This window comes from Microbacterium sp. NPDC055312, assembly GCF_053645675.1.
In genome coordinates this window covers 647,120-667,560 of record NZ_JBSHMU010000002.1, presented here as the reverse complement: position 1 = coordinate 667,560, position 20,441 = coordinate 647,120, and the positions used below count along the sequence as shown (strand labels likewise).

Genomic DNA, 20,441 nt, shown 5'->3' with positions numbered 1-20,441 from the left:
TCACGGCGTGACCGGTGCCGACGCGTCGACCTGCTGGATGTTCAGCGCGAAGTCCTTCAGGCTGACCGCGCCGAACTGGGCGGCGTTGTCCGACGCCGGCGAGGCGTTGTCGCCGAAGGGCCATGCGATCTTCGCCGTGACGGTCACCGAGTGGGTCTTGACGCCATTGGCGTCGGCCGTCGGCACCTTGACGGTGACAACCGAGCCGGCGTTGGTGACCGCGCCGCCGTTCACCGTGAAGGAGGCGCTGTTGGCGAGACGCGTGACCAGCGCCGCGTTTGCGGTCGCGTTGCCGGCCGTCGCGGGCGCGATCGAGCCCTTGGCGAGATTCACCGTGAACGCGAGGTTCTGGCCCTGTGCGGTGATGTTGAACTTGCCGGTGTACTCGAGCGTGTCACCGGGGACGAGCTTGACAGCTGTGATGTCAGTGACGGTCGTCGCGGTGCCGGTCGTGTGCGTGATCTTCCAGGTTGGAGCGACGGCATCCTGCGCGACGTTGAGCTGGCCGGCCGAGATGGTCTGACCGCCCAGTGCCGCCGTGCTGTTCCAGTACGCGAGCGATCCGCCGGTTCCGAGCAGCAGCAGCACAGCGGCGCCAGCGGCGATGGTTCCCTTGGTGGTCTTGTTCATGACGATTACTCCCCTTGTGTGAATGCGCCCCCATGGCGCGCTTCACGGAGGAACCGGCCCCGGCGACGCGGGCGACAGCGGCTCTAGGAACTCCGGTGAAGCTGCATCCATCGTCACACGCGCGTGTCCCCCAAATGGGGGACACGCGCCAACCCTGAGGTTCTCTTGTCCCCCGAATGGGGGACAACGGTTTCCGCTAAGGCGATCCTGAGCTTCGAGGGGGTGCACCAGCGCGCGGGCACTGAAAAGGGGCGCTGCCCCAGAATGGGCAGCACCCCGTGAAGGTGCGGGACTGGACCGCAGCCGTCACTCGTTGCCGACGGCTCCGTCGGCTTTGTCGCGGATGTCGTCGATCTGATCCGCCGCTCCAGGAGCGACCTTCTTCGCGAAGTCGGCGACCTCGTCGAGCACCTTGTCGCTGATGTCCTCCGCCTGCTCGCTGCGGACCGCCTCGGCGATCCTGTCCTTGTTCTGCTCGAACGCGCTCTTGCCCTGATTCACCAGGTCATCGATGCCCACGGTTCTCCTCCCCTGCGTGATGTCGGTGCAGCATCCTGCACTCAGTCCCTTTTCTACGCGATCGAGCGGTTCGTGTCGACAGGCGCAGTCTGCAGCAAGAGACGCAAAGAGGGGCCGGACCCGAAGGTCCGACCCCTCTTTCGAGAAGCAGATGCTTACGCGATGACCTTGGTCACCGTGCCGGCGCCGACGGTGCGGCCACCCTCACGGATCGCGAAGCCGAGGCCCTCTTCCATGGCGATGGGCTGGATGAGGTCCACCTTCATGTCGGTGGTGTCACCGGGCATGACCATCTCGGTGCCCTCGGGCAGCGTGATGACGCCGGTCACGTCGGTGGTGCGGAAGTAGAACTGCGGGCGGTAGTTCGTGTAGAAGGGGTTGTGGCGGCCACCCTCGTCCTTCGACAGGATGTACGCGGTGCCCTCGAACTCCGTGTGCGGGGTGATCGAGCCCGGCTTCACGACGACCTGGCCGCGCTCGACGTCCTCACGCTTGGTGCCGCGGAGCAGCAGACCGCAGTTCTCGCCGGCCCATGCCTCGTCGAGCTGCTTGTGGAACATCTCGATACCGGTGACGGTGGTCTTCTGCGTCGGACGCAGACCCACGATCTCGACCTCGGAGTTGATGGCCAGGGTGCCACGCTCGGCGCGGCCCGTGACGACCGTTCCACGACCGGTGATCGTGAAGACGTCCTCGATCGGCATGAGGAACGGCTTGTCGCGGTCACGCTCGGGGTCCGGGATGGAGTCGTCAGCGGCCTGCATGAGCTCGAGGATCGAGTCGACCCACTTCTCTTCGCCGTTGAGGGCGCCGAGAGCCGAGACCTTGATCACGGGAGCGTCGTCGCCGGGGAAGCCCTGCGACGAGAGCAGCTCGCGAACCTCGAGCTCGACGAGCTCCAGGATCTCCTCGTCGTCGACCATGTCCGACTTGTTCAGCGCGACCATCAGGTACGGCACGCCGACCTGCTTGGCGAGCAGCACGTGCTCACGCGTCTGAGCCATCGGGCCGTCGGTGGCGGCGACCACGAGGATCGCGCCGTCCATCTGAGCAGCACCGGTGATCATGTTCTTGACGTAGTCGGCGTGGCCGGGGGCGTCGACGTGCGCGTAGTGGCGCTTCGGGGTCTCGTACTCGATGTGCGAGATGTTGATGGTGATACCGCGCTGACGCTCCTCGGGAGCCGAGTCGATCGTCGCGAAGTCACGCTGGACGTTCGTGGCCGACGGGTACTTGTCGGCGAGCACCTTCGAGATCGCGGCAGACAGCGTGGTCTTGCCGTGGTCGACGTGACCGATCGTTCCGATGTTGACGTGCGGCTTGGTCCGCTCGAACTTGGCCTTGGCCACTGGGTCCTCCTCAGGACGTTCGTGTAGAGATCGCCGGGCACTGGATTGTGACCGGCTCCCTACGGATTTCGGTTTCTCAGTTTAGTAGAGAGTGAATGTGAAGTTGTGGGGTACCGGCGCCCCTGGGCACTTCGACAGGCTCAGTGACCCAGGGGAACCGGAGAAGGGCTTACTCGCCCTTGGTCTTCTGGATGATCTCATCCGCAACGGCGCGCGGAACCTCAGCGTAGCTGTCGAACTCCATCGAGTAGACGGCACGACCCGAGGTCTTCGAGCGCAGGTCGCCGATGTAGCCGAACATCTCGGACAGCGGCACCGAAGCGCGCACCACCTTGACGCCCTGGGCATCCTCCATCGACTGGATCTGTCCGCGACGCGAGTTCAGGTCGCCGATGACGTCGCCCATGTACTCCTCAGGAGTACGCACCTCGACGGCCATCAGCGGCTCGAGCAGCACGGGGTTGGCGCGACGTGCGGCCTCCTTGAAGCCCATCGAGCCGGCGATCTTGAACGCCATCTCCGAGGAGTCGACGTCGTGAGCGGCACCGTCGACGATGGTGGCCTTGACGCCCACCATCGGGTAGCCCGCCAGCACGCCGACGTTCATGGCGTCCTGGAAACCGGCGTCGATCGAGCCGATGTACTCGCGCGGGATGCGACCGCCGGTGACCGAGTTCACGAACTCGTACGTCTTGTCGCCGTCGAGCTCGAGCGGCTCGATGTTGAACTGGATCTTCGCGAACTGACCCGATCCACCCGTCTGCTTCTTGTGGGTGTAGTCGTGCTTCTCGACGGCCTTCTTGATCGTCTCGCGGTACGCGACCTGCGGCTTTCCGACGTTGGCCTCGACCTTGAACTCGCGCTTCATGCGATCGACGAGGATGTCGAGGTGCAGCTCGCCCATGCCCTTGATGGTCGTCTGACCGGTCTCGGGGTTGAGTTCGGTGCGGAAGGTCGGGTCCTCCTCAGCGAGCTTCTGGATCGCGAGACCCAGCTTCTCCTGGTCGGCCTTCGTCTTCGGCTCGATGGCGACCTCGATCACCGGCTCCGGGAACGTCATCGACTCGAGCACGACCGGGGCTGCCGGGTCGGCGAGGGTGTCACCGGTGGTGGTGTCCTTCAGGCCGATGACGGCGTAGATGTTGCCCGCGGTGAGCTGGTCGACCGGGTTCTCCTTGTTGGCGTGCATCTGGAAGATCTTTCCGATGCGCTCCTTCTTGCCCTTGGTCGAGTTGACCACGGCGGAGCCCGACTCGAGGTGACCCGAGTACACGCGCACGTAGGTCAGACGACCGAAGAACGGGTGCACGGCGACCTTGAAGGCGAGCGCCGAGAACGGGTCGTTGGCGTCGGGGTGACGCTCGATGACCTTCTCTTCGTCCTTCGGGTCGTGTGCCTCGATGGCGCCCACGTCGAGGGGATTGGGGAGGAAGTCGATGACGGCGTCGAGCATGGGCTGCACGCCGCGGTTCTTGAACGCCGAGCCGCAGAGCACGGGGTAGATCTCGTTCGCGACGACCATCTTGCGGATGGCACCCTTGATCTCCGCGACGGTGAGGTCTTCGCCACCGAAGAACTTCTCGAGCAGCGCGTCGTCGGTCTCGGCGACGGTCTCGAGCAGCTGCTGACGGTACTCCTGGGCCTTCTCCTTGAGGTCGGCGGGGATCTCCTGCACCTCGTACGAAGCACCCATGGTGACATCGCCCTTGGAGTCGCCTGGCCACACCAGCGCGCGCATCTCGATGAGGTCGACGACGCCGACGAAATCGCTCTCCGCACCGATCGGAAGCTGGAGCACGAGCGGCTTCGCGCCGAGACGGCTCACGATGGTGTCGACGGTGTAGTAGAAGTCGGCGCCCAGCTTGTCCATCTTGTTGACGAAGCAGATGCGGGGCACGTCGTACTTGTCGGCCTGACGCCACACGGTCTCGGACTGGGGCTCGACGCCCTCCTTGCCGTCGAAGACGGCGACCGCGCCGTCGAGCACGCGCAGCGAGCGCTCGACCTCGACGGTGAAGTCGACGTGACCGGGGGTGTCGATGATGTTGATCTGGTTGTTGTTCCAGAAGCAGGTCACGGCGGCAGACGTGATCGTGATGCCGCGCTCCTTCTCCTGCTCCATCCAGTCAGTGGTGGCGCCACCGTCGTGGGTCTCGCCGAGCTTGTGGTTCACACCCGTGTAGAACAGGATGCGCTCGGTGGTGGTGGTCTTGCCGGCATCGATGTGGGCCATGATGCCGATGTTGCGGACCTTGCTCAGGTCGGTGAGCACTTCTTGTGCCACGGGGGTTCCTCCGGGATGGTTCAGGAACGAACAGAGAGTGGGAGCGGATGCCGCGGTGGCGGCATCCGCTCGGCCCCTTACCAGCGGTAGTGGGCGAAGGCGCGGTTCGACTCGGCCATCTTGTGGGTGTCTTCGCGGCGCTTGACCGCGGCACCCAGACCGTTCGACGCGTCGAGGATCTCGTTCTGCAGACGCTCGGTCATCGTCTTCTCACGACGACCCTTGGCGTAGCTGACCAGCCAGCGCAGCGCGAGGGTGTTCGCGCGGTGCGGCTTGACCTCGACGGGAACCTGGTAGGTCGAGCCGCCGACGCGGCGGCTGCGGACCTCGAGGGTGGGGCGCACGTTGTCGAGCGCCTTCTTGAGGGTGGCCACGGCGTCCTGGCCGTTCTTCGCCTCGACGCCACGGAGGGCGCCGTAGACGATCGACTCGGCGAGCGACTTCTTGCCGTCGACGAGGATCTTGTTCACCAGCGAGGTGACGATCGGGGCGCCGTAGACCGGGTCGTTGACGACGGGGCGCTTGGGTGCGGGTCCCTTACGAGGCATCTGACTCAGCCCTTCTTCGCGCCGTAGCGGGAACGAGCCTGCTTACGGTTCTTGACTGCCTGGGTGTCGAGCGCACCACGGACGATCTTGTAGCGGACACCGGGGAGGTCCTTCACACGACCACCGCGGACGAGCACCAGCGAGTGCTCCTGGAGGTTGTGGCCCTCACCGGGGATGTAGGCGGTCACCTCGGTGCCGTTGCGCAGCTTCACACGAGCGACCTTGCGCATCGCCGAGTTCGGCTTCTTCGGGGTGGTGGTGTACACGCGGGTGCACACGCCTGCCTGCTGCGGGTTCGCCTTCAGGGCGGGCGCCTTGGTCTTCGTGACCTTGGGCGAGCGTCCCTTGCGAACCAACTGCTGAATAGTTGGCACGTTCTCTCCTCATAGTGCTGCACGGTGACAGCGTGATGGGTTTCACATCATGACCCACCGGCTCGACAGAGGAGTCGGGCTTTTGGTGTGATGGGTATGCCGTGGAGGCGAACCGACGGTGTCGGCGCCTTGCATGCGCGCACAGTCGTGCACACACCCGATCAAGTGTAAACGCCGCAGGCGGGGCGGTCAAATGAGCATCGGATGCTGTGCTACGGCGTATCGGGATCGAAGGGTGAGTCCAGCGCTTCGCTGAGCTCGGCGAGCATCGCCTCGATCTGCGGCTCGACGTACTGCGATATCGCCGCCTGCACGTGGAGGCGGTGCCGCAGCAGCAGTCCGCAGATCTCGCGCCCGATCAGGTTGGCATACTCATCGGCGAGCGCGACCTCCTGACGGAGCGCAGCTTTCGCCTCGTCGGAGAGCGGTGGCAGCGGGGGCAGCTGGGCGGCCGCGTCGTCGGCCATGCCCGCGACGGTGAAGAGGAACGGAGCCCCCGGCACGGGGTCGGGGTCGAGCGGCATCCCCTCGTACTCGGGCTCGAGGCCCTCGGCTGGACGGTAGGCGCGCGACCGGTTCCTGGCCGCCTGGTGGTCGAGCTCGGCCTGGAGCATGGGCAGGTTGCGTGCCGTGTACTCGGCGACGGCCTGGTCGACGATCGCCTTGATCCGTGTCGAGAGGCCGTGTTGCACCCCGTGCGGCACGTTCCCGCCGATGCCGACGGCCGAGAGCACGGGAGAGCCGAGGCAGCGACGACACGGTGCCACCCGGCCGCGGTGCGTCGCCGGCGCCCAGCGCGGCACCCAGCGCAGCCAGGCCTCGACGGCCTGGTCGACGAGGGATTCCAGCGACCTCTCCACGAATACAGAGTAGGGCCGGGATGCCGCGCAGGGGCGCTTTCCCGCGAGGGGCGGCGCGTCTGACGGCGTCACTCCGAGTCGCTGCGCTCCCACGGCCACCGCGGTGTGCCCGAGCGTGAGCGCCGCAGCGCCACGGCGATCCACCCCGTGATCAGCGCGACGACGATGATGACGAGACTCGATCCGCGCACGACGATCTGCGAGGCGGCCGCGGATGCGTGGGCGATCCCTGCACCGCCGACCATGGCCGACAGCCACACGGCGGCCAGATGTGCGAGCGCTGTGGCCAGGGCCACGAGCACGATCGCGCCGTACGGGGGAAGCGGCCGGCGCAGCACCGGCGCCAGCAGCAGCGCGAACACGGCGATCGCGACGGCCATGCCCGCCACCCCCGGCCAGAGGGTGAGCCCCTCGACGGAGATGATGTCGACGTCGGCGAAGTACGACAGCATCCCGAGCCCGAGAATGGCGAAGGCGCCGAAGCAGACCGTGCCCACCACTCCGGCGAGAAACACAGAGACCCCCTCCGGCACGGGGCCATGGGGGTCTCTGAGGGTCATGCCGTCAGACTACGCTCATCGCAGCGCCGCGGGGCCCGCCTCGAGCGTGCGCTCGTACTCGGCCTGCGCCTCGGCGTTGAGCACCTTCTTCTTGGCTCCGCTGCGCGCGACCCAGGCACCGAACCAGATCGTGAGCTCGCGGGCGAAGATGAACGACGCGATGGCGAGCGGCGCGAGCAGCTGCTCGTTCACCAGCTCGAGCGACTCGGTCGCGGTCACCCGCCAGAACGGCGCCTGGAAGAGCTGCCCGAGGATGTAGCCGCCGTAGGTCGCGATGGCCACGAACACGCCGAAGATGACCCACTTGCCCCAGCGCGCACGGTTGATGAAGGCGCCGAGCAGCCAGAACGAGAGGAAGAACACGACCACCGGCACCCAGAACGCCCACGTCGTCAGCGCCTCGAGCGCGGCGGTGCCGACGTTCTCGACGCTCACGTCGCCGCGCACGGCTCCGAATCCGAGGATCGCCGCGAGATAGAGGACGGCGAAGGCGACCGCGGCCACCAGGCCGATGGCGCCCGCGGTGCCGCGGTTGCCGAGCTCTCGGGGCGGCTCGGGTGCCTGCACGAAGATCGGCTGCGGCGCGGCGGGAGGTGCGACCGGCTCCGCCGGGACGACCCGCGTCTCGGCATCTGACGGGTACGGGGTCGCGTACGCGTCGTCAGCGACGGTGTGGTGGTGAGCACGCTCGGCGTCGATCACCCGGGTCGCGTCGGCGTCGTGGGTCACGGCCGGAGAGACGGATGCCCCGGCCGTGGCCGCGGCCGCTTCGCGGCGCTCATCGGCTTCGCGGTGCGCCTCGGCGATGTAGTCGTCGTCGCGGCTCGAGTCGAGGCGGTTCGCATCGGCACGGTCGCCGGCGTCGGCAGCAGCTGCAGGGGTCTCGTCGCGGGAGTCTGCGTCGTCGTGGGTGCGTACGTCGGCGGAGTGCTCGACGCCATCGCCGGAGCGGACGGGCTCTGGGGCGCCGAACGTGCCGGGGTGATCGCGTTCGGCGGCGGCGAACGCCTCCATGTCGGGGTCGACGGGCGTCGCCGCAGCATCCGCGCTCGGCACATCCGCGCGTGCAGCGGCAGCGGCGTCGAGTCCCTCGTTGGCGCGGCCGACGACGTCGTCGACGTCGTGGTGCTGCTCGTTCTTCGGAACCTCGGGGTCACTCATGGGTTCGCCTCTCGTCGTAGATGCACACCGAGGCTAACTCCCTGCGCGTTTCACACCGCGAAGGCGTGCCGATATCTCCGCGATGTCGCGCTTGCACGGCTGTCAGGGAACTGTGCCGTCGAGCAGCTGTCCCACCATGTACAGCAGTCCGGGCCCCGCCGGAAGCGACAGCCACACCAAGGCGCCCACGATCCCCGCGCACAGAAAGCCGACGATCCAGGTGATCGCCCGGTTGCGCCCTCCGACCCGTGCTGCCATGTCCTCACCGTATGCCGAGGACGGGCGCGAAACGAGCATCCCCCGCCGTGGGCCCGCGGCTCCGCTGAGGGAGGCGGGATGCCGTTCCCCCACCTCATTGCACGTTCGGACACCGTCGTCAAGGCGCAAGACGACCGCGCGCGCGACGCCTAACGTGAGCAGGGTCACGGCGCCCGAGCCGTGTCGGATTGCGGAGTTGCCGATGGACACGATCGACGATGAGGCCACCGCTCCCCTCCTCGACGGGCGATACCGACTCGACGGATGCGTGGGCAGGGGCGGCACCGCGATGGTCTACCGCGCACACGACACCCTGCTGCGGCGCACGGTCGCGATCAAGCTGCTGCGCGCCGACGACGAGATGCCGCTGGAGTCGGAGCGGGTGCACAGTGAGACGGCACTGCTGGCATCCCTCTCGCACCCCTCGCTCGTCGCCCTCTACGACGCCAGCCTCGATCTGCCCCACCCGCGCTATCTGGTGATGGAGTTCATCGACGGGCCGACGCTCGCCACCCATCTCACGCACGGCCCGCTCAGCCGTCGCGAGGCGGCCGCGATCGGTCGCGACCTCGCCGACGCCCTGCGAGTCGTGCACCGGCGCGGCATCGTGCACCGCGACGTGAAACCCTCGAACGTGCTGCTCGCACGTGCCGACGGCGACGCGGGCTGGAACGCCAAGCTCACCGACTTCGGAATCGCCTTCCACCCCGACGAGGCTCGGCGCACCTCACCCGGAATCGCGATCGGCACAGCCGCCTACATGGCACCCGAGCAGGTGCGGGCCGATCCGATCACACCGGCCGCCGACATCTACTCCCTCGGTCTGGTGCTGCTCGAGTCGCTCACCGGCGAGCCCGCCTTCCCGCGCGCCCGCGACGTGCAGACGGCGCTCGCCCGGCTGGTCAGCGAACCGAGCATCCCGGATCAGCTCGGCGCCGAGTGGGTGCACCTACTGCGCCGGATGACCCACAGCGAGCCCGACCAGCGCCCGACGGCGGCCGAGGTGGTGCACGAGGTGTCGATGATGTCGGCGGATGCCCGTGACGACACCACCGGGGTGCCGCACGACACCACGGGAACGACGAAAGCGCTGCCGGCCGTCTCGATCGCGACCCCCGTGGCGCCGAAGATCGCGTCGGCGACGACTCCCGATGTGCAGGAGCGCCGACCCGTGCGTCGTCGGACGATGGGCGCGTTCGCCGCCGCTGCCGCCGCCGCGGTCGTGCTCGCGGGCGGATGGATGGCCTGGCCGGCGGGCTCACCGACGCCGACGGTCACCCCCGCGCAGGTCGCGGAGACGCCCGGTGCTCCGGATGCCGACCAGCCGGTCACCACGCCGATCGCCGAGACACCTGTCGAACCGGTGCAGCAGGCCGAGCCCGACCAGCCCGAGGTGCAGACCGCGGGCAGCACGACGGCGGACAACCCGAGCGGCAACCCGAATGCCGGCCCGGGGAACAACGCGGGAAGCTCACCCGAGACGAACTCCGGCAAGAGCGACTCTTCTCACGGCCAGGGCAACGGCAAGGGGAACGGCAAGAAGGACAAGTGATGCAGGGCCTCCAGCCTGTGCGACCGACGCTCTATGGTGGTAGTCATGGCTGACTCTTCGTTCGACATCGTCTCCAAGGTTGACCACCAGGAGGCGGACAACGCTCTCAACCAGGCGCGCAAGGAGATCGAGCAGCGCTACGACTTCAAGGGCACCGGCGCATCGATCTCGTGGAGCGGCGAGCAGATCGTCATCGTCGCGAACTCCGAGGAGCGCGTGAACGCCGTGCTCGACGTGTTCCAGTCGAAGCTGATCAAGCGCGGCATCTCGCTGAAGAGCCTCGAGTCGGGTGAGCCGGTCGCGAGCGGCAAGGAGTACCGCCTGACCTCGACCCTCAAGGACGGCATCTCGAGCGAGAACGCGAAGAAGATCGGCAAGATCATCCGCGACGAGGGCCCGAAGGGCGTGAAGAGCCAGATCCAGGGCGACGAGCTGCGCGTGCAGTCGAAGAGCCGCGACGACCTGCAGTCCGTGATCGCGCTGCTCAAGGGTAGCGACCTCGACATCGACCTGCAGTTCATCAACTACCGCTGACGTCGAGCGCCGCCGGCGCGCGGCATCCGGACTTCGGGATCTCTCCCGCCTCACCCTCGACCGTTCGGCGGCATCGAACATGTCGCTGCTGCCGTCACGACGGTGCCGTGTCGCGCCCCCTGGCTAGAATGCCGGTGTATGGGTTGTATGGGGCAACCCGGGGGACGCCGTCAGGCGTATTGGGGAGAGACACATGGTCGACGTCGAACGACCGCAGAGATCGGATCTCGCGGCGAAGAAGCAGCTGCTCGCCGAAGGGCTGTTCCACCTGATCGGTGAGCGGATCGTCAGCGGCGAGCTCGCTCCGGGAACGCGGATCCGCGACAGCGAGCTGGCCGTCGAGCTGTCCGTGTCGCGCACCCCGGTGCGCGAGGCGCTGCAGCGGCTGGAACGGATCGGGATGGTCACGATGTACCCGAGCCGGTACACCGAGGTCTCGTCGGTCACGCCCGATCAGGTCGAGACGATGCACGTCTTCGCGGGTCTGCAGGCGAGCATCGTCGTCCGCCTCGCGTGCCCTCGGCTCACGGCCGCCGAGCTGGAGGCGGTGTGCCGGCTCATCCGCGCCGTCAGCGCAGACATCTCCGACACCGCCGCGACCGCGAGCGCCCGACGCGCTCTGATCGAATACCTCGCCCCGCGCTCGGGCAACGCGCTGCAGGTGGCGTTGATCGACGAGGTGAGCCTCGCGCTCGCGCGTGCGTTGAAGACGCACGATGTGCCCGCCGACAGGCATCCGCACGTCGAGAGCGCGTGCGCCGATCTGGAGGACGCGTTCCTGCGCCGCGATGCGGACGCCGCCGAGCAGGCCTGCCGGCGGATGTACTGGATCATCTGACGGAGGCGTGGGTGTGCGCCCACCCCCGCGCCCAGCTGTCGAGGCGCTCGTACGCCTCGGTGCGCACGTCGCGGCGCGACAGGAAGACGTCGTGCAGCGCGCCGTCGATCCGCTCGACGGTGACCGAGCGACCGAGCTTGAGCGCGGCGCGGGCGATGTCGTCGACGACCAGCACGCTGTCGGCCGACGTCAGCTCATCGGACCACCGAGTGGGCAGCGCCGATCGCGCCGACAGCAGCACGCAGACCGGCACCTCGATGTCGAGCCCCCGTGACACGGCGGCGTGCCCGGCGAGCACCGCGCTCAGCCAGGCGGCGTGCACGGTCATCGCCTGCTCCGGCCGCCACTCCGGATTCACGTCGAGCGGATCGTCGGGATCGGCCACCTCACGCTGCGCCCGCGTGTAGAAGCCGAGGTCGACCTGCGGGGCCGCATCCATCGGGCGCAGCCGTGCCCGCAGCTCGACCATCGGCGTGATCGCCGCGCGCGCCGCTCCGAGCTGGAACTCCAGCCACGGGGCGTTCAGCACGACCGCGTCGACCTCCCCCGGGTGCCGCGATGCCCACAGGCTGAGGATCAGCCCGCCGGTGGAGTGGCCGAGCAGCACGAGGCGCCGGCCGGTGGCATCCCCCCTGGCCTCCAGCGCCGCCGCGATGTCGGCGTCGTACTCGGCGAGATCGGTGATGTAGCCGGGTGTCTGCCCCGGCCGCAGGCTGCGGCCGTACTTGCGCAGGTCGAGCGCGAAGAACCGCGCGCCGCGCTCGGTCCAGAATCGGGCGAGCCGCTTCTGGAAGAAGTAGTCCGACCAGCCGTGCACGTAGAGCACGTCGACGTCGGCGAGCGGGCGGCGATCGCCGACCATCCGCCACCACGGGACAGGGTCGGGCAGCGCGCGCACGACGGTCGCGACGACGTCGCCCTCGACGTCTTCTCCCAGCGGCAGCGTGAGCTGCTGGAAGCCCTCACCGAGGACATCGGGAACCCACTCGGCCATGCCTTCAACCTAGCGGGCGTGCGAGCTCACTCCCCGCGCGAGACGCGCACCATCTCGTCACGAGGCACGAGCTTCACGCGAGCGCGCTCCTGTGGGACGCCGAGCTCGATCTCGTGCGCGTCCAGGCGGTGCCAGCCGTCGAGGTCGGTCCAGGCCACGCCGCGCTCGGCGAGCAGCGCCGGAATCGCCTCGTCGGAGGGATCCTCCGGCTGCCACCACGAACCCTGGTCGTTGATGAGGTGACGCACGGTCTCCATGGCATCCGACTTGGTGTGCCCGATCAGGCCGACCGGCCCGCGCTTGATCCAGCCGGTGGCGTAGATGCCGGGCACGCGCTGGTTCGACTTCGTCTCGAGCACCTGCCCCTCGCGATTGGGGATCACGCCGTGCTTCTTGTCGAACGGCACGCCGGGCAGCGGCGATCCGAAGTAGCCGATCGCGCGGTACAGCGCCTGCATCGGCACCTCGCGCAGCTCGCCGGTGCCGACGGCGCCGCCGGCGCCGTCGGACTCGGTGCGCTCGTAGACGAGCGCCGCGACGCGGCCGTTCTCGTCCTTCTTCACCTCGACCGGGCGGGCCCAGAAGTGCAGGTGCAGGCGGCGGGATGCCGTGCCGCCGGCGTTGTTCACCGAGTCGAGCTTGCGCCACGACTGCATGATGCGATCCATCACCATGACCTGCTTGTTGCTGGTCACGGCCTGGCGCGACGCCTCGTCGTAGTCGAAGTCCTCGTCATACACGACCATGTCGACGTCGCGCAGCTCGCCCAGCTCGCGCAGCTCGAGGGGGGTGAACTTCACCTGCGCGGGGCCGCGACGGCCGAACACGTGCACGTCGGTGATGCGGCTGGCCTTCAAACCCTGATAGACGTTGTCCGGCACCTCGGTGACCAGCAGGTCGTCGGCGTGCTTGGCGAGCATCCGTGCGACGTCGAGCGCGACGTTGCCGTTGCCGATGACGCCGACCGACTCGGCATCCAGATTCCACTCGCGGGGGACATCCGGATGCCCGTCGAACCAGCTCACGTACTCCGCAGCGCCGAACGAGTGGTCGGCGTCGATGCCGGGGATGTCGAGCGACGAGTCGCGCACGGCGCCGGTGGCGAAGATCACGGCGTTGTAGTGGCGCTTGAGGTCGTCGATCGTGATGTCGGTGCCGAAGCGCACGTTGCCGAACAGCCGGATGTCGCCGCGGTCGAGCACGTCGCGCAGCGCCGTGATGATGCCCTTGATGCGCGGGTGATCGGGGGCCACTCCGTAGCGGACCAGACCGTAGGGCGCGGGCAGCTGCTCGAACAGGTCGATGGACACATCGAACCTGCGCTCTGCCTTGAGCAGGAGATCGGCGGCGTAGATGCCTGCCGGTCCCGCCCCGACGATGGCCAGCTTGAGCTTCGTCATAGGGTTCCTTCCGTCAGCTGCTGCGATCAGCGAGAGTCTCCGCGAACCGGGTCAGCGCATCGCGCACCGTGCCCTTCGGCAGCGGCTCGAGTGCGGCGACGGCATCGGCCGTCCACGTGCGGGCGAGAGTCAGAGTGCGGGCCGTGGCGTCGTTGTCACGCAGCGCGGCGAGCGGTCCGTCGAGCACGGCGGGATCCGCGCCGTCGGCGATGCGCGCCACTCCCTCGTCGATGCGGCGCGCGAGGTCGACGTCGTCGGGAGCGGTGCTCGTCTTCAGCAGCAGCGACGGCATCGTCGGCACACCGGCCCGCAGGTCGGTGCCCGGCACCTTGCCGGTCTCCTCGGCGTCGGCCGACAGGTCGATCACGTCGTCGAGCAGCTGGAAGGCGACGCCCACCTTCTCGCCGTACACGCGCAGCGGCTCCTCGAACTCGGTCGGCGCGTTCGAGAAGATCGCACCGCCCTGGGTCGCCGCGGCGATCAGCGAGCCGGTCTTGTCTGCCAGCACCTGGATGTAGAAGTCGATCGGGTCGTCGTCGGGCTGTGCGCCCACGGTCTCGCGGAGCTGGCCGAGGACGAGCCGTTCGAAGGTGTCGGCCTGCAGACGCATCGCGCGGTCGCCGTACCGCGCCATGATCTGACTCGCCCGCGAGAACAGGATGTCTCCGGTGAGGATGGCGACGTTGTTGCCCCACACCGCGTGCGCTGCGGGCACACCCCGGCGGGTGTCGGCTCCGTCCATGACGTCGTCGTGGTACAGCGAGCCGAGGTGGGTGAGCTCGAGCGCCTTGGCGACATCGATCACCGCTTCGGTGCCGCCGTTGCCGAGTTCGGCGGTGAGCAGGGTGAGCACCGGCCGGATGCGCTTGCCGCCGGCCTCGTAGAGGTAGCGCGCAGCGGCATCGGCGATGGAGTTCGCGACCTTGACCTCTTCGGCGATGCCCGCCTCGACCAGGTCGAGACCGGCTTCGATGCGCGAGGCGACGCGACGCGCGCCAGGACCGAGGAAGATGCGGTCGCTGAAGCCGAGCCGGCTCGCCAGTCGCGTGCCCGGGGTCGCGGGGCCTGAAGTCACGTGTTCAACCCTACCTTCGCGCCGGGGTGTGACGGCACGGCGGGCGCGCAGAAGTCGCTCACGCGAGCGCGTCGACGAGCGGCCGGAATTTCACGCGTGTCTCGAGCAGCTCCGACTCCGGTTCGCTGCCCGCGACGATGCCCGCACCGGCGTACGCCGTGACCCGCCGCGCACCGGATGCCGTGCGGGGGGCGTCTCCGAACTGGGCACAGCGCAGCGCGATCGCCCACTCGCCGTCCCCGGCGGCGTCGATCCAGCCGATCGGCCCGGCGTAGCGCCCCCGATCGAACGGCTCGATGCGGCGGATCGCGGCGATCGCGGCATCCGTCGGCGTCCCGGCGACAGCCGCGGTGGGGTGCATCGCCCCGACCAGATCGAGCGACGACGCACCGTCGCTGAGGGTGCCGGCGACGTCGGTCGCGAGATGGAAGAGATTGGGCAGCTCGAGGACGAACGGCTCGGCGTCTGCCTCGAGAGCGCTGGTGTGCGGGTCGAGCGCAGCGAGCACGCTCTGCACCGCGTACCGGTGCTCGTCGAGGTCTTTGCCGCTCGTGGCGAGCGCGGCGGACGCCGCGTGATCCTCGGACGGATCGGCGCCCCGCGCCGCGGTGCCTGCCAGCACCCGTGCGGTGACCGCTCGCTCGTGCGAGGTGACCAGAGTCTCGGGGCTCGCGCCGATGAGACCGTCGACGGCGAACGACCACGTGTCGGGATACCCGGTCGACAGCGCGCGTACGAGCCGGCGCAGGTCGGCGTCGCCGGGCACCGTGCCGGTCAGATCGCGGGCGAGCACGACCTTGCTGTACGCGCCGGCGGCGATCTCGTCGAGGGCTCGGCGCACGGCATCCTGATACCCCTGCGGCGTCTGCGCGCCGGGGCCGACGCGGCCCGCCCAGTGCGGGCCGAAGGCGACCGGGTCGGGAGCCGGAGCGAAATCCGGGTCGGATGCCGGACGGATGCGGGTGACCCAGCTGCGTCCGTCGCGCAGTCCGATCACCGTCTGCGGCACGAGCAGCACGCTGTCGGACGATGAGCCCTCGTCGAAGGTCAGCGCACCGAAACCGACGAGCCCGGTGCCCGGGAGGCGCACGTCGTCGTCGATGTCGGCGAGGGCGGTGATCTCGCGCCACGCGTCGGCGATGACGTCGCTGCGCAGGCGTCCTGCGCCCTCGGGGACGCGGATGACGGCCGCGGTGCCCTCGCCTGCGGCCACGATCCCCTCGCCGCGACGAAGCCAGGCCAGGGGCCGGACGGCGGAGGTGTGTGCCAGCAGATCCTCGACGGGTGGGATCTCGCGGGTCTCGGCGACCAGGCGGGTGCTGCTCACCCGTACAGCCTATCCGCCGCGCGCAGCGGCAGGCTCCGAGGCGGCGCGACGCGTCGGACGTGATGTTCTCGGGGGGGGGTTACGTTTCGGGGGCCGACACTCCACATGTCGGCCGGATCCCCGCATCCCGTCCGACATCTGGAGTGTCGGCCCCCGGTTCGTATCGGGCGGCAGGCGGGGGACCTGTGGCGGGCGTCAGCGGTCGAGGCCGAAGGCGATGAGGCGGTCGATCCACGGGTCGGCGGTGGCGTCGTCGAACGGGGCCAGCTGCGCGCGCACCTGCTGCTCGAGTTCGAGGGCGCGGGCCTCGAGGTGGGTCACGACCTCGACCGGGTAGCCGTACCGGATGCTGTGCTCGGCCCACTCGTCGCGGTCGTCGACATAGGTGCCCTGCGTGTTGAGGCGGCGCACCACGTCGAGGTCCATGTCGATCGCCGTCGACGGGAGGAGATCGTCGCGCCAGCGCACGTCCCACGCCAGGTCGATGTAGACCCGCAGGTCGCGGGGGTGCCCGCGGTGCACCGTGAGGGCGAAGTCGGTGTGATCGCGGGGCACGAGTGTGACGTTCGGCGACTCGGCGATGAAGTCGGCACCGGGTCGGTGGCTGCGCCAGCCGATCGGCTGGCCGACCCAGTCTCCCCACCCGTCGGCGCCCAGGTAGATGACGTGGTTGCTCCAGTGCGGCGAGCCGTCCCACTTGCGCCAGGCCATGACCATCGGTGTTCCCGGCTCGGGGCGGTTCGCACTCACCCGGCGAGTCTATGCCGCACCGCCGGCGCACGGATGTCGGCCCGGAACACACATGTCGGCGGCTTCCGGGCATCCGGACCGACATCCGTCCAGGCGACCGACATCCGTGCATCCGACCGCGCCTAGGATCGAAGCATGGAGCCGAACCGCGCCGATCTCGGCAAGAACCCGTCCCGTGTCAGCGGCATGTTCGACCAGGTCGCGAAGGGGTACGACCGCACGAACACGGTCATGACCCTCGGCAACGACGCGCTGTGGCGGGCGGCGACGACCCGCGCGGTCGCGCCGAAGCGCGGCGAGCGGATCCTCGATCTGGCCGCCGGCACGGCATCCTCCTCCGCCTCCCTCGCCGCGAGCGGAGCGCACGTCGTCGCCGCCGACTTCTCCCCCGGGATGCTGGCGGAGGGTCGCCGCAGGCACGGGCACCTGCACAACATCACCTTCGTCGAGGCGGATGCCACGGATCTGCCGTTCGGCGACGAGGAGTTCGACGCGGTCACCATGTCGTACGGCCTGCGCAACGTGCAGGATCCGAAGAAGGCGCTGCGCGAGCTGCTGCGGGTCACCAAGCCCGGCGGGCGCATGGTGATCAACGAGTTCTCGACCCCTCCCGGCCGGTTCTTCCGCGGGTTCTACAACTTCTACAACGCGCAGGTGCTGCCGAGGGTGGCACGTCTCGCGGGCACCAACGGCGACGCGTACGACTACCTGAACGAGTCGATCCGCGACTGGCCCGACCAGCGCACCCTGGCGGCGTGGATCCGCGAGGCGGGCTGGACGGATGTCGAGTACCGCAACCTCTCGTTCGGCATCGTCGCGCTGCACCGCGCTCGCAAGCCGCGGGCCTGACCGGCGCCGGCGTCAGCCGGCGGCGAGGCGCTTCTTCTCGGCCTCGACGTCGAAGTCGGCGGCCGGCCACTGCGGGTCGATGTCGTCCAGGGCGTCGATGAGCAGCTCCTGCACGGCGAGGCGCGCGTACCACTTGTGGTTCGCCGGCACGACGTACCAGGGCGCATCCGGCGTCGAGGTGCGCTCGAACACGGTCTGGTAGGCATCCATGTAGTCGTCCCAGCGCATCCGCTCGTCGACGTCACCCGGGTTGTACTTCCAGTGCTTGTCGGGCCGGTCCAGCCGTTCCATCAGCCGATCCTTCTGCTCATCGGGTGAGATGTGCAGCATGACCTTGACGATGCGGGTTCCGGATGCCGTGATGCGGCGCTCGAAGTCGACGATCGCGCCGTACCGGCGCTCGATCTCGGCCTCGTCGGCGAGGCCGCGCACCCGGCCGATCAGCACGTCCTCGTAGTGCGAGCGGTCGAACACGCCGATCATGCCCGGCCGCGGCAGCCGCTTCTCGACCCGCCAGAGGAAGTCGTGCGCGAGTTCCTCTTCGGTGGGCGCCTTGAACGCCGCGAGGTCCACGCCCTGCGGGTCGACGCCGCCGACGACGTGCCGCACGATCCCGCCTTTGCCCGCGGTGTCCATCGCCTGCAGCACGAGCAGCACCGCGTCATGCCCGTCACCCACGTGGCTGGCCGCGAACAGCCGCTCCTGCAGTTCGTCGAGGCGCTGCTCGCGCTCCTCGAGCAGGGCGGTGCCGCTGCCCTTGCCGCCGTCGAAGCCGGGGCTCGCGTCGGCGTCGACGTGGGCGAGCGAGAAGCCCTCGCGCACGCGGAGCAGCTCTGCCGGTTCGGTCGTCCACGCGTGCGTCGCCATGCAGACATCATGCCCCTGCGAGGCGCGATCGTGCAGCGCGCCGCACTGTGCGCCCTTCGACTCGTCGCGGCGCTCCTCGCTCAGGAACCGCCTGCGAGTCGAAGTGTCGGTGGCCTGCTTCACAATCGGATGCATGGACACCGTTCTCGTCATCGTCATCGTGCTGGTCGCCGCCGCCCTCGCCGGAGCGCTCGGCTTCGTGGTCGGCTCTCAGCGCGGTCGCGCGGCCGATGAGGGTCAGCGTGCCGAGGCTGCAGCTGCGCGACTGCGCGTCACCGCGCTCGAGCAGGATGCCGAGGCGCTGCGCGCCGAGACCGCATCTCGCGTGCAGGAGGAGCGGGTCCTGGCCGATCGGCGGGTCGTCGAGGCCAGGCAGCTGGCCGAGACGGCGCTCGCGGACGCTCGACGCGAGGCGCAGGAGCGGCTCGCCGACGAGCGCGCGGAGCACGCGCGGCGACTGGCCGAGGTGCGCGAGGAAGCCGACGCGGATGTGCTCGCGGAGCGCCGTCGTGCGACCGAGCGCCTGGACGAGCTGAAGGCCGATCAGAAGCGGCTCGCCGACGAGTTCGACGCGCTCAGCCGCCGCGCGCTCGAGGCGAACACGAAGGCGTTCCTGCAGCAGGCCGAAGAGCGTCTCAAGCGCAGCCAGAGCGAAGGAGCGGCAGAGCTGCAGAAGCGGCAGGATGCCGTGCAGCAGCTCATCGACCCGATCCAGAAGACGCTCGACACGGTGAAGACCGAGATGACGACCGCCGAGAAGGCGCGACTGGAGGCCCACGCCGCGCTCGCCGAGCAGCTGCAGATCATGCGCCAGTCGTCGGACACCCTCGGCTCCGAGACGCGCAACCTCGTCAACGCGCTACGTGCACCCCAGGTGCGGGGGCGGTGGGGCGAGCTGCAGCTGCGCCGCGTCGTCGAGGCCTCGGGCATGGTGAATCACGTCGACTTCGACGAGCAGCTGCACCACACCACAGACGACGGGGCGCTGCGGCCCGACCTCGTCGTGCACCTCGCCGGCGACAAGCGCGTCGTGGTCGACTCGAAGGTCGCGTTCAGCGGCTATCTCGAGGCCATGGAGGCCACCGACGACACCGTCCGTACACAGCGGCTGCAGGCGCACGCCCGCCATCTGCGCAAGCACATCGACGACCTCGGCGCCAAGGAGTACTGGGACGTCGTGGCGGGCTCGCCCGAGTTCGTCGTGATGTTCGTGCCCGCCGAGCCGTTCCTGGCGGCTGCGCTCGATCAGGACGCGACGCTCTACGAGTACGCCTTCGAGCGCAATGTCGTGATCGCGACGCCCTCGACGCTCGTCGCACTGCTGCGCACCGTGGGGCACGCGTGGCGGCAGGATCAGCTGGCGCAGGAGGCGCAGCAGATCTTCACCGTGGGCAAAGAGCTGCACAAGCGGCTCGGCACCCTCGGGCAGCATCTGGCCAAGCTCGGTCGCAGCCTCAACTCGACCGTCGACGCGTACAACCGGTTCGCCGGATCGCTCGACCGCAACGTCGTCACGCAGGCCCGCCGGTTCAGCGCCCTGCAGGGGCTCGACGACGTGCTCACCGAGACGCAGCCGGTGGAGGCGCAGGCGGTCGCACCGCAGAAGAGCGATCTGTACGAGATCGAGGCGGGCGGCGCCGACGCTTCCGACGAGCGCTTCGCGAGCGCCGACCTGGGCGAGATCACCCAGCGTCTCGACTGACGCCCCGGGC

At 68.9% G+C, this 20,441-nt stretch carries 21 protein-coding genes; 5 read left to right on the top strand and 16 right to left on the bottom strand.

The features are described 5' to 3' along the window. From ACWIDW_RS07590 to ACWIDW_RS07545, 10 genes are all read right to left on the bottom strand, one after another. The gene (locus ACWIDW_RS07590) at positions 1-630 is read right to left on the bottom strand and encodes an alternate-type signal peptide domain-containing protein (protein WP_454124226.1); all 630 of its coding nucleotides are present in this window, start codon (positions 628-630) and stop codon (positions 1-3) included. A gap of 306 nt (positions 631-936) precedes the next feature. Then, positions 937-1,149: a hypothetical protein gene (locus ACWIDW_RS07585; protein ID WP_454124225.1), complete on the bottom strand. Its 213-nt coding sequence runs from the start codon at positions 1,147-1,149 to the stop codon at positions 937-939. Positions 1,150-1,304: 155 nt separating this feature from the next. Continuing rightward, positions 1,305-2,498: an elongation factor Tu gene (gene tuf, locus ACWIDW_RS07580; RefSeq protein ID WP_454124224.1), complete on the bottom strand. Its 1,194-nt coding sequence runs from the start codon at positions 2,496-2,498 to the stop codon at positions 1,305-1,307. A 169-nt stretch (positions 2,499-2,667) separates the two neighbouring features. After that, the gene (gene fusA, locus ACWIDW_RS07575; protein WP_454124223.1) at positions 2,668-4,782 is read right to left on the bottom strand and encodes an elongation factor G; all 2,115 of its coding nucleotides are present in this window, start codon (positions 4,780-4,782) and stop codon (positions 2,668-2,670) included. Positions 4,783-4,859: 77 nt separating this feature from the next. After that, entirely contained in the window at positions 4,860-5,330 is a 471-nt protein-coding gene (gene rpsG, locus ACWIDW_RS07570) for a 30S ribosomal protein S7 (RefSeq protein WP_017201608.1), read from the bottom strand. Positions 5,331-5,335: 5 nt separating this feature from the next. Next, positions 5,336-5,704, bottom strand: coding sequence for a 30S ribosomal protein S12 (gene rpsL, locus ACWIDW_RS07565; RefSeq protein WP_018187369.1), 369 nt, complete (start codon positions 5,702-5,704; stop codon positions 5,336-5,338). 212 nt (positions 5,705-5,916) lie between these two features. After that, positions 5,917-6,564, bottom strand: a complete 648-nt coding sequence (locus tag ACWIDW_RS07560) for a spermidine/putrescine ABC transporter substrate-binding protein (protein WP_454124222.1) — start codon at positions 6,562-6,564, stop codon at positions 5,917-5,919. Positions 6,565-6,632: 68 nt separating this feature from the next. Next, complete coding sequence (locus tag ACWIDW_RS07555) at positions 6,633-7,124, bottom strand: hypothetical protein (RefSeq protein WP_454124221.1); 492 nt, start codon at positions 7,122-7,124, stop codon at positions 6,633-6,635. Positions 7,125-7,139: 15 nt separating this feature from the next. Further along, positions 7,140-8,285: an ABC transporter gene (locus ACWIDW_RS07550; RefSeq protein ID WP_454124220.1), complete on the bottom strand. Its 1,146-nt coding sequence runs from the start codon at positions 8,283-8,285 to the stop codon at positions 7,140-7,142. A gap of 102 nt (positions 8,286-8,387) precedes the next feature. Beyond that, on the bottom strand, positions 8,388-8,543 hold the full coding sequence (locus ACWIDW_RS07545) for a hypothetical protein (RefSeq protein ID WP_454124219.1): 156 nt from the start codon (positions 8,541-8,543) through the stop codon (positions 8,388-8,390). A 202-nt stretch (positions 8,544-8,745) separates the two neighbouring features. Between ACWIDW_RS07545 and ACWIDW_RS07540 the strand changes: the two genes are divergently transcribed. The 3 genes from ACWIDW_RS07540 to ACWIDW_RS07530 all read left to right on the top strand — a co-directional run bounded on the left by ACWIDW_RS07540 (position 8,746) and on the right by ACWIDW_RS07530 (position 11,467). Next, positions 8,746-10,095 carry a serine/threonine-protein kinase gene (locus tag ACWIDW_RS07540; protein WP_454124218.1) on the top strand — a complete coding sequence of 450 codons (1,350 nt, stop codon included), beginning with the start codon at positions 8,746-8,748 and terminating at the stop codon, positions 10,093-10,095. 45 nt (positions 10,096-10,140) lie between these two features. Further along, entirely contained in the window at positions 10,141-10,629 is a 489-nt protein-coding gene (locus ACWIDW_RS07535; RefSeq protein WP_454124217.1) for a YajQ family cyclic di-GMP-binding protein, read from the top strand. A 193-nt stretch (positions 10,630-10,822) separates the two neighbouring features. Continuing rightward, positions 10,823-11,467: a GntR family transcriptional regulator gene (locus ACWIDW_RS07530; protein WP_454124216.1), complete on the top strand. Its 645-nt coding sequence runs from the start codon at positions 10,823-10,825 to the stop codon at positions 11,465-11,467. Here the strand turns inward: ACWIDW_RS07530 and ACWIDW_RS07525 are convergent. The 5 genes from ACWIDW_RS07525 to ACWIDW_RS07505 all read right to left on the bottom strand — a co-directional run bounded on the left by ACWIDW_RS07525 (position 11,460) and on the right by ACWIDW_RS07505 (position 17,013). Next, entirely contained in the window at positions 11,460-12,461 is a 1,002-nt protein-coding gene (locus ACWIDW_RS07525) for an alpha/beta hydrolase (RefSeq protein WP_454124215.1), read from the bottom strand. The two genes, ACWIDW_RS07530 and ACWIDW_RS07525, sit on opposite strands and share 8 nt — an antisense overlap. A gap of 26 nt (positions 12,462-12,487) precedes the next feature. Further along, a complete protein-coding gene (locus ACWIDW_RS07520) occupies positions 12,488-13,861 on the bottom strand; it encodes an FAD-dependent oxidoreductase (protein ID WP_454124214.1) in 1,374 nt (457 codons plus the stop codon). A 13-nt stretch (positions 13,862-13,874) separates the two neighbouring features. Next, positions 13,875-14,936, bottom strand: coding sequence for a polyprenyl synthetase family protein (locus ACWIDW_RS07515; RefSeq protein ID WP_454124213.1), 1,062 nt, complete (start codon positions 14,934-14,936; stop codon positions 13,875-13,877). A gap of 58 nt (positions 14,937-14,994) precedes the next feature. Beyond that, positions 14,995-16,263, bottom strand: coding sequence for an isochorismate synthase (locus ACWIDW_RS07510; protein WP_454124212.1), 1,269 nt, complete (start codon positions 16,261-16,263; stop codon positions 14,995-14,997). A 195-nt stretch (positions 16,264-16,458) separates the two neighbouring features. After that, on the bottom strand, positions 16,459-17,013 hold the full coding sequence (locus ACWIDW_RS07505; RefSeq protein WP_454124211.1) for a DUF402 domain-containing protein: 555 nt from the start codon (positions 17,011-17,013) through the stop codon (positions 16,459-16,461). A gap of 135 nt (positions 17,014-17,148) precedes the next feature. Between ACWIDW_RS07505 and ubiE the strand changes: the two genes are divergently transcribed. After that, a complete protein-coding gene (ubiE, locus tag ACWIDW_RS07500) occupies positions 17,149-17,862 on the top strand; it encodes a bifunctional demethylmenaquinone methyltransferase/2-methoxy-6-polyprenyl-1,4-benzoquinol methylase UbiE (protein WP_454124210.1) in 714 nt (237 codons plus the stop codon). A 12-nt stretch (positions 17,863-17,874) separates the two neighbouring features. On the opposite strand, the gene ACWIDW_RS07495 is transcribed toward ubiE, so the two are convergent. Further along, on the bottom strand, positions 17,875-18,729 hold the full coding sequence (locus ACWIDW_RS07495) for a polyphosphate kinase 2 family protein (RefSeq protein ID WP_454124507.1): 855 nt from the start codon (positions 18,727-18,729) through the stop codon (positions 17,875-17,877). 133 nt (positions 18,730-18,862) lie between these two features. Here ACWIDW_RS07495 and rmuC point away from each other — a divergent pair, with 133 nt between their 5' ends. Next, positions 18,863-20,431 carry a DNA recombination protein RmuC gene (rmuC, locus tag ACWIDW_RS07490; RefSeq protein ID WP_454124209.1) on the top strand — a complete coding sequence of 523 codons (1,569 nt, stop codon included), beginning with the start codon at positions 18,863-18,865 and terminating at the stop codon, positions 20,429-20,431. Positions 20,432-20,441 lie beyond the last annotated feature (10 nt).